The sequence below is a fragment of the Caballeronia sp. LjRoot31 genome (assembly GCF_964253885.1).
Taxonomy (GTDB): domain Bacteria; phylum Pseudomonadota; class Gammaproteobacteria; order Burkholderiales; family Burkholderiaceae; genus Caballeronia.
Genome location: NZ_CAXURX020000003.1, coordinates 1,213,598 through 1,225,520 on the forward strand (window position 1 = coordinate 1,213,598; position 11,923 = coordinate 1,225,520).

The following is an 11,923-nucleotide window of genomic DNA, read 5'->3' on the forward strand; positions in this document are numbered from 1 at the left end:
GTCGCTGCCTGATGCGTAATCTAGTGGGGTCTTGCGGAAAGTAAAAAGACTTTGTAGGCTGGCGGGCATGCCTGCCAGGCATGGCTAAATTGAAGGAAGTGTATGGAGCTTCGACATCTGCGGTACTTCGTGGCCGTCGCCGAGACCGGTAGCCTGACCGTTGCGGCTGAACGCCGCCTGCATACGTCGCAACCGTCGCTTAGCCGGCAGATCCGTGATCTGGAGGACGAGGTTGGAGCAGAACTGTTCAGCCGGAGCGCGCGTGGGGTCGAGTTGACGGCGGCGGGCAAGGCGTTCCTTGACCATGCGCGATTAGCGCTGACGCAAGTCGACGCCGCTATTGAGGCGGCGCGCCGCGCTGCGCAACCCACGAAACAGGTCTTTGCACTTGGTTTCCTGACCGGTCAAGAAATGACCTGGCTGCCGCGCGCCATGCAGGTGCTGCGCGATGAACTGCCGAACATCGACGTGACGGTATCGAGCCACTATTCGCCGGACCTCGCCGACGCGCTCGCACGCGGCAAGCTCGACCTCGCGTTTTTACGTGCCGAACCGGGGTTTGATCTCGACTATCGCGTAGTCAGCCGTGAAAAGCTCGTTGTGCTCATGCCGAGCGACCACCCATTGACCGAGCGAGCGGCGATCCATCCCGGGGATCTCGTGGGCGAGCCGTTCATCATGGCCTCGAACAAGGCGAGGGTGCTGCACGAAGTGATTGAGCGGTATCTGCAGCAGAGCGGGGTCAATATCACGCCCGAACACGGAGTCGATAATCTGGCGATGGCCATGTCGCTCGTCGCATCCACGCGCGGACTGGCGCTGATGCCGGAGTATGCAAACAATCTCTTGCCGTGGTCGGTGGTCAGCCGCCCTCTTGAAGGCGACGCACCGACAATTGATCTGGTTATTGGCTACAGCAGGTCAAACGCATCGCCCGTCCTGAAGTTGTTTCTTTCAAGAGCAGACGAGTTGATGGTGCATGGTCCCACTTGATCCTGGTGAACTCGCGGAACGCATAACACGCCCGGCCGCTCCTCGGCCGTGCCCTTAAAATAGCGTTCCAATGTAAGCGTTGTTTCATTCGCCGCAGCAGGGTGCGCGGCGTCCATGGGTGCTGCTTCCAGCGCGTTGCTAAAGTGGCTTGCCGCAGAGGCGAGCTTTACACCATCTTTGGCTGTGACTAAGCCGCAGTACTTAACATTAAACAATAGCTCTTGACAGGATGGATGATGGGCGCACAGATTCGAGAAATGGTATTGGCTGACTATGACGCTGTTGTTGCACTGTGGAAGAGTACGCCGGGTGTCGACATTCGCCCGGTTACCGACAGCAAGGAGGGGATCGAACGGTTGCTGGCCAGGAACCCGGGTCTGAGCGTCGTTGCTGTCAATGATCGCGAGCTGGTCGGCTGCGCCCTGGCTAGCCATGATGGCCGCCGCGGATTTCTCCAGCACGTTGTGGTCGCACCGGCTTCGCGCGGTCAAGGCCTCGCCAGGGTAATGATCGACAGATGTATCGAGCGGCTCCGGGAACACCACCTGGGATGGGTGCATCTGGATGTCGTCGTTGATAACGAGGCGGCCATGGCCTTTTGGGAAAAGGCTGGCTGGCACCGCGTTGATACGCTAACGCGGCTCTCGCGGGCGCTTTAGGTTTCGACCCGATCTGGTGGACGGATTCACACGGAAGACCTTCACCGCGATGATCGAAGGCGTGCTTTTATTCGCTATATCGGCCGGCCTGATCAAGCCGGAAGATTTCGATGACGGTATCAGGGATCTACACAGAACCACGCAAGACGATGGCGTGTTTTGCTATACGTTCTTTAAGGGCGTGGGGCATAACCAAGCTTAGGCCAACGTCTCCACCGAGGTTGGTGCTCATGATGCAGCGTGGCCCATTCGATCGTCGCGAGTCACGCGCTTGCGTGACTCGCGACGGCAATCGGTCCTTGCCTACTTGACCGTGAAACTGTAGTGCCCCTGGGTGCGATGCCCGTCGTCGGCGACGGCAATCCAGGCGACCGAATAAACACCGGGCGTCAACGCATTCAGCGCGACCGACATGTGTTTCTTGTCCGCCGGATCAACCACTGACTTTGCGCTGATGACAGGCTTGCCCTGCGCATCGGTGACGGCGATCGAACTGAATGCGGGTTCGAGTCCATCGTCGAACTCGATCGCCACTTCCTTTTGCGATGTCGACACGGTGGCTCCCGCGCCCGGTTCCTGATGTTGTGGATAGGCGTGCGCTTGAGCGAGCTGCGTACTCGCAAGAGCGGCTGCGGCGATTAACGTGCGCACGGTAGCATTTTTCATAAGAGCGATTTTCATGGATTGAAGAGTGGCTTGCCGACAGAGTTAGGAAAGATATCGTCGAAATACAGATGCGCCTGAAGCAGGATCCCGACGTGGTTGCCCGTCGCGCGATTGACCGGAATCTGCGCTTCGATACCTAGCTGACCATAGCGGTTGAGCCAGATGAAACCGGGGTTGATGGTCCCGGTCGTATGGCCGGAACACGGACCCGCGGTGCAGGTGTTCATCGGGAACTCGACCACCGGAATCAGGTTGGCGAGCGGCTGCGGCAAGCCGAGGTCTTTCACCTGCTGCTGCAGATAGGGGATGCTGTACTGCAGCGTCGTGCCCCAGTCGAGCGAGTTCGGTGACGATCGAGACGTCGTCAGGTTAGGTCCGATTTCACCCGTGATCGCGAATGGCTTCAAGAAGCCGAGACTCGATGGAAGGTCACCGAAGCCCTTGCCGAAATAGACCGTTGGCGTGATGGTGGAAGACGAATCGCCAATCGCGCGAGCGCCTGTGCCGCCCAGTTCCGTGTTCACGCCGACCGATGCCATGAACTCATGGCGGGCGTTGGAGTAAGCCAGATACTTCAGGCCGAGTGTGACGTTGTCGAAGCCCTTTGCTGAGCCCCCGTTGGGCGCGTTCTGCGTGACGTAGGCACTGCCGATGCTGAACGCCAGATTCGACGTAATCAGCTTGTCCCATTCGAACGAGGCGGTGTTGACGTTCATGTTGTCACCATCGTCGGTCGGGCTTTTGATATGGCCGTACTGGAAGTCGAATTCATCGCCGACGCCGGGGTCGTCCACGGCCATCGTCGCCGGGAAGACCCGGTCGCCGACCACCGCGTGTGCCCAGGTGCCGGATGAACCCGCAAGGCAGGCGGCACCTGCCGCCCACATAAGTGCGGCGCGTGCAGGCGCCGCGTGCCGCTTTAGAAGCGTACGCATCGTGTTTCCTTCGTCATGATCGTTGTGAGCGCGCTATTGAGCGCCGTCGTGTTTGGCACGCGACGGCATCGCGCCGCCGTCAGCGGTGCGAGCAACAGGCACGAAATGGGTCAGTGATCAGGAAGCGACAGGAGGCGCGCGAGGCTGGGCGGCAATGAAGAGCGGCACCGCGCGAACGGCTGCGCGTACCACGGGAAGCGGAGCACTGGTCACCGACACGGCAGCGGCAAAGGCCACCGTCGAACCGGTTAGAACGGGGAAGTGAGCGAGCAGGCCGCAATAAGCGCAAGCCTGCCAATGCAGGGCCCCGGAGTGTGAAGAGGAGTCGCTGTTGCCCGCTTCGCTGAAGGCCGGGTCTGCCGAGCAATACGTGCTGAGCGCCTGGCCTAGCCGATCATGCGAGGCTAGCGCGTGCGAGACCGTCGGCGCGATCGAAGTCATCAGGATTGCAAGCAATCCCAGGATACTTCCGATCTTCAGTAAGCGACGGCGGAACATGCTGTGATCAACACCGGGCGGTCGATGATATGGCGCCGATTATGCCACGCGTTATCCACTTCAAAACGCAATAATTGTCATGCGCCATCAGGCTGTTTGAAGTGACGTTTGCGGTCGTAGTACAGGTACATCCGCGGGAGTATTGCCCCACGCGGAGATTAGGCGTTCAGGCGGTTGGCAAGCCGGGAATATCCACGCCGAATGTTTGCAGCAGGAGGATCGCGTTAAGGGCAAGCACTCCAAAGGCCGCAACGATAGCCGCGATTTTCACCAGGGTCCGGTTCTTGTACGAGCCCATGACATCTGTCCGACACGTGAACCACACGAGTGCCGCCATGGGAAACGGCAGCGCAAGACTTAGCACGACCTGACTCATGACCAGCGCTTGCGTAGCGTTCACGCCTAGCCAGACCACGACGAAACTCGGCACCATCGTAATCGCGCGACGCAGCCATAGCGGGATGCGGAAGCCGACAAACCCCTGCATGATCATTTGACCGGCCATGGTTCCCACGACCGAACTGGAAATGCCCGACGCGATCAGCGACAGCAGGAAAATGCCCGCGGCGGCAATGCCCAGCAGCGGCGCAAGCGTGTGATAGGCGGTTTCAATCTCGGCCACTTCCGGATGACCCGAGTGAAACGCGCCGGATGCCATGATGACCATGGCCATGTTGATCATGCCCGCAATGGTCAGCGCAATGATCACTTCGACGTTTGAGAATGTGAGCAACCTTTTGCGTTCGCCCTCGGTCTTGGGGGGCAGGCGGCCTTGGGTGAGTCCCGAATGAAGAAAGAGCGCGTGCGGCATGACCGTCGCCCCGATAATGCCCGCCGCGATAGTCACGGCTTGCGCGTCGGGCAAGTCCGGCTTGAACAGATGCAGCCCGACCTGGGCCCAGGCTACCGGCGCAATGAAGAGCTCAGCGAGATAAGACAAGCCGATGATCCCGACCAGTGCGCCAATAATCAGCTCCAGCGGCCGGTATCCCGCTTTCTCGAAGAACAACAAGCCGTATGTGACGATTGCCGTGACGATCATGCCGATCAACAACGGCATGTGAAAAAGCAAACTCAGGCCGATCGCACCGCCGAGGAATTCGGCCAGGTCGGTGGCCATGGCCGCGACTTCGCTGACGCCCCACATTATGTAGACGAGCGGCCTGGGTAAATGATCCCTGCATAACTCCGCGAGATTGCGTCCAGTGACAATTCCCAGTTTTGCGGAAAGTGACTGAAATAGCATGGCAATAATGTTCGCCAGCAGCACAACCCACAATAATCCATACCCGTATCGCGCGCCGGCCTGGATATTGGTCGCGAAATTACCCGGGTCCATATAAGCGACGGAGACAACGACGGCTGGTCCTGCAAAGGGCAGGAGCACCGACCAGCCAGTGCGGCGGCCTTCCAGCACATCACGCATGGCGAGGGTCGTACTGTCGCTCATTGATCGGCTGGTTTCGGCGCGGACGCGGTCATCCATTGCTTGACTCAATACGTTAGAGATAATGGGTTGGTCCGCGCGGACCGGCTTGGCGGCCATCATGGCGGCATCATATGCAGTGCATTAATTGCTTAGCCCGACAGCAAATTAGCGCGTTAAGCAATCAGAGCACAGTTTTTGCCTTTTTGGGCATTCTCGTTGTTATTTCTTTCAATATGCTTAGCACTGCAATCAGAAACCTTTCGGTAACGGCCATTGTTACCTTGCTTTTCCATAACCTCGCGCTAGCGGATACGCCGGCTACGTCTAAAGTCATCGTGCTTGATTCCGGTGAGGCCCAGCTTACTTTGATAGATGAAGGCAAGCACAAGGTCCTGGGTACCGAGCCGACAGGCAAGGAACCGCATCACCTGATGGTGACGCCTGATGGAAATTCGCTCATTATCGCCGACTCGGTATCGAATGATCTGATCTTTGTCGATCCGCATAGCGGCAAGGTACAAAAGCGGGTGGAAGACATAGAAGATCCGTACCAGCTCGGTTTTTCTCCTGACCACAAATGGTTTGTCACCGCGGGCTTGAGGCTGGACCGAGTCGATATCTACCGATACGACGGCCACGATCTCACGCTCGCCAAGCGTGTTCCACTTGCTAAAACGCCTAGCCATATGACGTTTTCTTCGGATGCGAGCACGGTATTCGTGACGTTACAGGATTCGGGCGAACTTGCCGCGATCGATCTGGCCACGCAAACGGTCAAGTGGAAAATGCCGGTTGGAAATACGCCGGCGGGACTTTGGATGACGCCGGGTGATCGCGACTTGCTGGTTGGGATGACGGGTGAAGACGATGTCGCCGTCGTCGACTGGCATAAGCAGCAGGTCGTAAAACGCATTCAGACTGGCAAAGGCGCGCACAACTTTCGTAATCTCGATGACGGTAAACATGTCGCCGTGTCGAATCGTGTGGCCAGCACGATCAGCATCCTGGATTACACGACGTTGCAGAAGGTCGGTGACATAGATGGGTTATTGCCTGGCCCCGATGACATGGAATTGTCGGCCGATCGCAAAACCCTTTGGGTGACGTTCCGCTTTGCGCGGCATGTTGGCGTGATCGATCTCAACAGCCGCAAGCTGATCGACACCATTGCAGTAGGACGTTCGCCGCATGGGTTGTATTTTGCGGACCGGGCACCTGTGTACGCGCCGAATCCGGACTGATCGTTTGCAGCGTTTAATTCGGCTTGGGTTATTTTCAGCTGGCGCTAGAGGAACCCCGTGATTACTGAAATCGTCGTGCAGTTAGACAATGGGGTTTCTACTCTGCAGACGCTCTTATACGTCGACGTTGGGTTCTGTTTGATCGAGAGGGGCGTGGGGTAGTGGTCGGGGCAGTGATGGGTGCTAGGCTCTGGGGCCAGCGGTCGGAGTCAATGCCGGGTTGGTGCTTTCGGCGTTAGCGGTCTGCGAGAGTCGGATATTCTCTTTATCACTATTAGCCACTGTGCGTGGCGGCACGTCATTTCTTTGTCCAAAGCGACAAAGAAACGAAGCAAAGAAAACGCTTTTAAACCACGCTACCCTAAGTGTCCACAGCGTGCAGTTTTGATTCATAGGTGCCCCAAAAGCACGGTGCTCGCCAGAGCGAAGGATATGTGAACCCCTCTTTCTCCGAACACCGATACCCACACGCTTCGCCACCAGTGATTGAACCTGCCCAAGGGGCACCCCGCGCTATCCGCGGACGACCAACCACCGAATTTGTACACACCTCGAACCACGTCGCCAACCCTGCTGGAAACGAGGCCGCAAAGATGCGGACGGCCGTAACCGACTAAAATAGCTGTACAGAACGCGCAGCCAATTCCAAAAAACTGAAGCAGTAAACACAAACACGCACGAAGCTGAAGCCTATGAATACGGTCGCACAGACAAGGTGGCTAAGCTGTCAAAAAACCGCAGCCGTAAATACCCGTGGGGCCGTGCGGGTTCCTTAGCAATTGTGCTTGCCCGAGAGCGTACGGGGCGAAGCGTGTTCATGTCAGGATTCGCGAGAAGGAGGGGTTCACACATCCGTGGCTCTGGCGAGCACCGTGCTTTTGGGGCACCTATGAATAGAAACTGCACGCTGTGGACACTTAGGGTAGAGCGGTTAAAGCGTTTTCTTTGCTTCGTTTCTTTGTCGCTTTGGACAAAGAAATGACGTGCCGCCACGCACAGTGGCTAACAGTGATAAAGAGAAAATCCGACTCTCGCAGACCACTAACACTGAAAGCACCAACCCGGCACTGACCCCGACCGCTAACCCCAGAACCGACCACCCCAGCGCCAACCCCAGCGCCAACCCCGACCACTACCTCAAAAACCTGACCTCTCAATCCCCCCGCCTGTCTCCCCCCGTCTTTACACTTTCTTTATATCCCCGCCAGTTCTCTTTTCCGGCTGTTTACGCGCGATCAACTAACCTTCAGCACGTCCTAATCCGCTACGGGAGATCAAAATAATGGACCTGATATATATCGCCGGCATCATCGCCTTCTGGGCAGTGGGCGCGGCTCTTGCCATCGGTTGCGACAAATTGCGTCGCGCCCCGGGAGGTCGCCCATGACCACCTGGATGCTGTTGCTGGCAGGTGCTTCGACTCTGCTCTTGTTCGTGTACCTCGTGTACGCACTATTGCGTGCGGAGGATCTGGAATGAACGCCAATACCGTATTTCAAACAGGCCTTTATATCGTCGTGCTGATCGCGCTCGCGATTCCGCTGGGTCGATATATGACCTCCGTGCTCGATGGCTCGTCAGTCGTTGTCCGACGCATCGGCCGTCCAGTCGAAGCGCTGCTTTACAAGCTTGCGGGCGTCGACGACAAGTCTGAAATGTCGTGGAAGCACTACGCATTCGCCGTGCTTGCGTTCAACGCACTCGGCGCGCTCGTCGTGTTCGGTTTCCTGCGCTTGCAACAGTGGCTGCCGTCCAACCCGCAGGCCTTCGGTCCCATGACCCCGGACGCCGCGTTCAACACGGCTGTCAGCTTCGTGACCAACACGAACTGGCAAGACTACACGCCTGAATCGACCGCAAGTTATCTCTCGCAGATGGTCGGCCTGACCGTGCAGAACTTCTTCTCGGCCGCGACCGGCATTGCCGTCGTCGTCGCGCTGATTCGGGGCTTCGCACGTCATACCGCGACGACCATCGGCAACTTCTGGGTCGACATCACGCGTATCACGCTGTACATCCTTGCGCCGATCGCTACGGTTATCGCGCTGGTGTTCGTGAGCCAGGGCGCGATCCAGAACTTCGAGTCGTACCAGGATGTCGCCACGCTTCAAGTGACGACTTACCAGACGCCGAAGACGGACGCACAGGGGAACCCGGTCAAGGACGCCAAGGGCAATCCGGTGATGGTGGACAACAAGGCCGACAAGCAGACGATTGCGATGGGCCCGGTTGCCTCGCAAGAAGCAATCAAGATGCTCGGCACGAATGGCGGCGGGTTCTTTAACGCCAACTCCGCCCATCCGTACGAAAATCCGACGCCGTTCTCCAACTTCGTCCAGATGATCGCGATGCTCGTCATTCCGGCGGCGCTGTGCGTGGTGTTCGGACGCATGGTGGGCGACAAGCGGCAGGGCTACGCAATCCTGGCTGCTATGACGATCGCGTTCACCATTGCGTGCTGGGGTGAGATCTCATTCGAGCAGGCCGGCAATCCGCTGTTCGCGTCGCTGCATGTGGATCAAAGCGCTTCCGCGATGCAGTCAGGCGGCAACACCGAGGGCAAGGAAACACGCTTTGGCATTGCGCAGTCGGGCATCTTCACGGTCGCCACCACGGCTGCATCGTGCGGTGCCGTGAACAACGCGCATGACTCGCTGACGCCAATGGGTGGCTTCGTACCGCTGTTGTTGATCCAGTTGGGTGAAGTGATCTTCGGCGGCGTGGGGTCCGGCTTATACGGAATGCTGGTCTTCGCCATGCTCGCGGTGTTCGTCGCCGGTCTGATGATCGGTCGCACACCTGAATACATCGGTAAGAAGATCGAGTCGTACGAGATGAAGATGGTCGCGATCGTCGTGTTGCTGACGCCGTTCCTGGTGCTGCTTGGTGCGTCGATTGGCGTGCTGACGGCAGCGGGCACAGCGGGCATATCGAACCCCGGGCCGCACGGCTTCTCCGAGATTCTTTACGCCTATAGCTCTGCTGCCAACAACAACGGCAGCGCCTTCGCGGGCCTCACGGTCAGCACGCCGTTCTACAACATCACGACCGGCGTTGCCATGTGGTTCGGCCGCTTCGGTTCGATCATCCCGGTGCTGGCCATTGCCGGTGCGCTTGCCGCTAAAAAGCGTATTGCGACGACCGCAGGCAGCTTGCCGACACACGGTCCGCTGTTCGTCGTGTTGCTGCTCGGCACTGTGGTGCTGGTTGGTGCACTGACGTACGTACCCGCGCTCGCGCTGGGTCCCGTGGTCGAGCATCTGATGATGCTCTCGGGCAAATAAGCGGTCACTGATACAGAGGAAAGTATGAACACAATTGTCAAACCGCCAGTGAAAACGCCGAACAAGGCACCGGAGAAAACGCCGGAGTCGGGTGGCCATTCACGCTCGGCAGCCCGTTCGATGTTCGACCCCGCCATCGTCGTGCCGGCGATTGCGGACTCGTTCAGGAAACTCGGTCCGCGTCACCAGTTACGGAACCCGGTGATGTTCTGCGTCTACATCGGCAGTATCCTGACCTCGGTGTTGTGGGTCGCGGCCCTCTCGGGCCAGGCTGAAGCACCGGCAGGATTTATTCTCGCCGTTTCGCTATGGCTGTGGTTCACGGTGCTGTTCGCGAACTTCGCCGAAGCATTGGCCGAAGGTCGCTCGAAAGCGCAAGCGGCGTCGCTGCGAAGCGCCAAGCGCGACGTGATGGCGAAGAAGCTGGAGTCGGCGAATCCGAAGTCGGCGTTGCGCATTACGACGGCAACGGAGTTGCGCAAGGGCGATATCGTGCTGATCGAAACGGGTGACGTGATCCCGGCGGACGGCGAGGTAATCGACGGCGTGGCTTCAGTCGACGAGTCCGCGATTACGGGCGAGTCCGCACCGGTTATCCGCGAATCGGGTGGCGACTTTACCGCGGTGACGGGCGGTACCCGCGTGTTGTCGGACTGGATCGTGGTACGCGTGACGGTCAACCCGGGCGAGGCGTTTCTCGACCGCATGATCGCGATGGTGGAAGGCGCCAAGCGTCAAAAAACGCCTAACGAAATCGCGTTGACCATCTTGCTCGTGGCACTGAGCCTGGTGCTGCTGTTCGCGACTGCCACGCTGCTGCCGTTCTCGATGTTCTCGGTCAGCGCAGTGAAGGCCGGTCATGTGGTGACGATCACCGCGCTGGCCGCCTTGCTGGTCTGCCTGATCCCGACCACCATCGGCGGACTGTTGTCTGCTATCGGTGTGGCGGGTATGAGCCGGATGATGCAGGCGAACGTGATTGCGACTTCCGGCCGTGCAGTGGAAGCAGCGGGTGACGTCGACGTGCTGTTGCTCGACAAGACCGGCACGATCACGCTGGGCAACCGTCAGGCATCCAGCTTCGTGCCGGCTCCGGGTCTCTCGGAGCAGGAACTGGCTGACGCTGCCCAGCTTTCGTCGCTGGCCGACGAAACGCCGGAAGGGCGCAGTATCGTCGTGCTCGCCAAGCAGCGCTTCAACATTCGCCAACGCGAGATGGCGACGCTGCATGCGACCTTCCTGGGCTTCACCGCACAGACGCGCATGAGTGGCGTCGACTTGCCCGATCGTGAGATTCGCAAGGGTGCGGCCGACGCGGTCAAGTCCTACGTTGAACGTCATGGCGGCCGTTATCCGCAGGAAGTATCGAATGCGGTCGATGAAATCGCGCGTCGCGGCAGCACGCCGCTGGTCGTCGCCGACCGGCGCGAAGAAGGTGCGCGTGTCCTCGGTGTGATCGAGTTGAAGGACATCGTCAAGGGTGGCATCAAGGAGCGCTTCGCCGAGCTGCGCAAGATGGGTATCAAGACCGTGATGGTGACGGGTGATAACCGCCTGACCGCTGCGGCGATTGCGGCTGAAGCGGGTGTTGACGACTTCCTCGCGGAAGCTACGCCCGAAGCGAAGCTGGCGACCATCCGTGGTTATCAGGCGGAAGGACGGCTGGTTGCGATGACGGGCGACGGCACCAACGACGCTCCGGCGCTGGCGCAGGCCGACGTGGCGGTGGCCATGAACACCGGCACGCAGGCGGCGAAGGAAGCCGGCAACATGGTCGACCTCGATTCGAATCCGACCAAGCTGATCGAGATTGTCGAGATCGGCAAGCAGATGCTGATGACGCGCGGCTCGCTGACGACGTTCTCGATTGCGAACGACGTGGCCAAGTACTTCGCCATTATCCCGGCCGCGTTTGCATCGACATACCCGCAATTGCGTGTGCTCGACATCATGCATCTGACGTCGCCGTCGTCTGCCATCTTGTCCGCCGTGATCTTCAACGCGTTGATTATCGTGTTCCTGATCCCGCTGGCACTGAAGGGTGTGAAGTATCGGCCGCTTGGCGCTGCGGCATTGCTGCGCCGCAATTTGCTGGTGTATGGCCTTGGCGGGATCTTGCTGCCGTTCCCGTTCATCAAGATCATCGACATGATTCTTACGGCGTGTGGCTGGGCCTGACCGATAGACGGCGGCTGGGTCTGCTTGTCGCATACCCGGC

Annotated in this window: 10 protein-coding genes; 6 read left to right on the forward strand and 4 right to left on the reverse strand. The window is 58.9% G+C overall.

The window, feature by feature from the left end; translation table 11 throughout:
* Positions 1 to 102 precede the first annotated feature (102 nt).
* Positions 103 to 993 (forward strand): LysR family transcriptional regulator, encoded by an 891-nt coding sequence (locus ACSQ8V_RS34140; RefSeq protein ID WP_436208765.1) that lies wholly within the window; start codon positions 103 to 105, stop codon positions 991 to 993.
* A 233-nt stretch (positions 994 to 1,226) separates the two neighbouring features.
* Positions 1,227 to 1,652, forward strand: a complete 426-nt coding sequence (locus tag ACSQ8V_RS34145) for a GNAT family N-acetyltransferase (protein WP_436208766.1) — start codon at positions 1,227 to 1,229, stop codon at positions 1,650 to 1,652.
* Between the two features lie 303 nt (positions 1,653 to 1,955).
* On the opposite strand, the gene ACSQ8V_RS34150 is transcribed toward ACSQ8V_RS34145, so the two are convergent.
* The 4 genes from ACSQ8V_RS34150 to ACSQ8V_RS34165 form a co-directional block, all read right to left on the reverse strand.
* Complete coding sequence (locus ACSQ8V_RS34150; protein WP_436208767.1) at positions 1,956 to 2,318, reverse strand: copper resistance CopC family protein; 363 nt, start codon at positions 2,316 to 2,318, stop codon at positions 1,956 to 1,958.
* A gap of 11 nt (positions 2,319 to 2,329) precedes the next feature.
* Entirely contained in the window at positions 2,330 to 3,253 is a 924-nt protein-coding gene (locus ACSQ8V_RS34155) for a hypothetical protein (protein WP_213762950.1), read from the reverse strand.
* A 117-nt stretch (positions 3,254 to 3,370) separates the two neighbouring features.
* Complete coding sequence (locus ACSQ8V_RS34160) at positions 3,371 to 3,751, reverse strand: DUF2946 domain-containing protein (RefSeq protein WP_213762949.1); 381 nt, start codon at positions 3,749 to 3,751, stop codon at positions 3,371 to 3,373.
* Positions 3,752 to 3,917: 166 nt separating this feature from the next.
* Positions 3,918 to 5,237 carry an Nramp family divalent metal transporter gene (locus ACSQ8V_RS34165; RefSeq protein ID WP_436208768.1) on the reverse strand — a complete coding sequence of 440 codons (1,320 nt, stop codon included), beginning with the start codon at positions 5,235 to 5,237 and terminating at the stop codon, positions 3,918 to 3,920.
* 191 nt (positions 5,238 to 5,428) lie between these two features.
* On the opposite strand from ACSQ8V_RS34165, the gene ACSQ8V_RS34170 reads away from it, so the two are divergent.
* From ACSQ8V_RS34170 to kdpB, 4 genes are all read left to right on the forward strand, one after another.
* Positions 5,429 to 6,421 carry a beta-propeller fold lactonase family protein gene (locus tag ACSQ8V_RS34170; protein WP_436209245.1) on the forward strand — a complete coding sequence of 331 codons (993 nt, stop codon included), beginning with the start codon at positions 5,429 to 5,431 and terminating at the stop codon, positions 6,419 to 6,421.
* A 1,383-nt stretch (positions 6,422 to 7,804) separates the two neighbouring features.
* A complete protein-coding gene (locus ACSQ8V_RS34175) occupies positions 7,805 to 7,900 on the forward strand; it encodes a potassium-transporting ATPase subunit F (RefSeq protein WP_035566418.1) in 96 nt (31 codons plus the stop codon).
* Complete coding sequence (gene kdpA / locus ACSQ8V_RS34180; RefSeq protein ID WP_436208769.1) at positions 7,897 to 9,705, forward strand: potassium-transporting ATPase subunit KdpA; 1,809 nt, start codon at positions 7,897 to 7,899, stop codon at positions 9,703 to 9,705. Before ACSQ8V_RS34175 ends, kdpA begins: the two co-directional genes overlap by 4 nt.
* Before the next feature lie 120 nt (positions 9,706 to 9,825).
* A complete protein-coding gene (gene kdpB / locus ACSQ8V_RS34185) occupies positions 9,826 to 11,883 on the forward strand; it encodes a potassium-transporting ATPase subunit KdpB (protein WP_436209246.1) in 2,058 nt (685 codons plus the stop codon).
* Positions 11,884 to 11,923 lie beyond the last annotated feature (40 nt).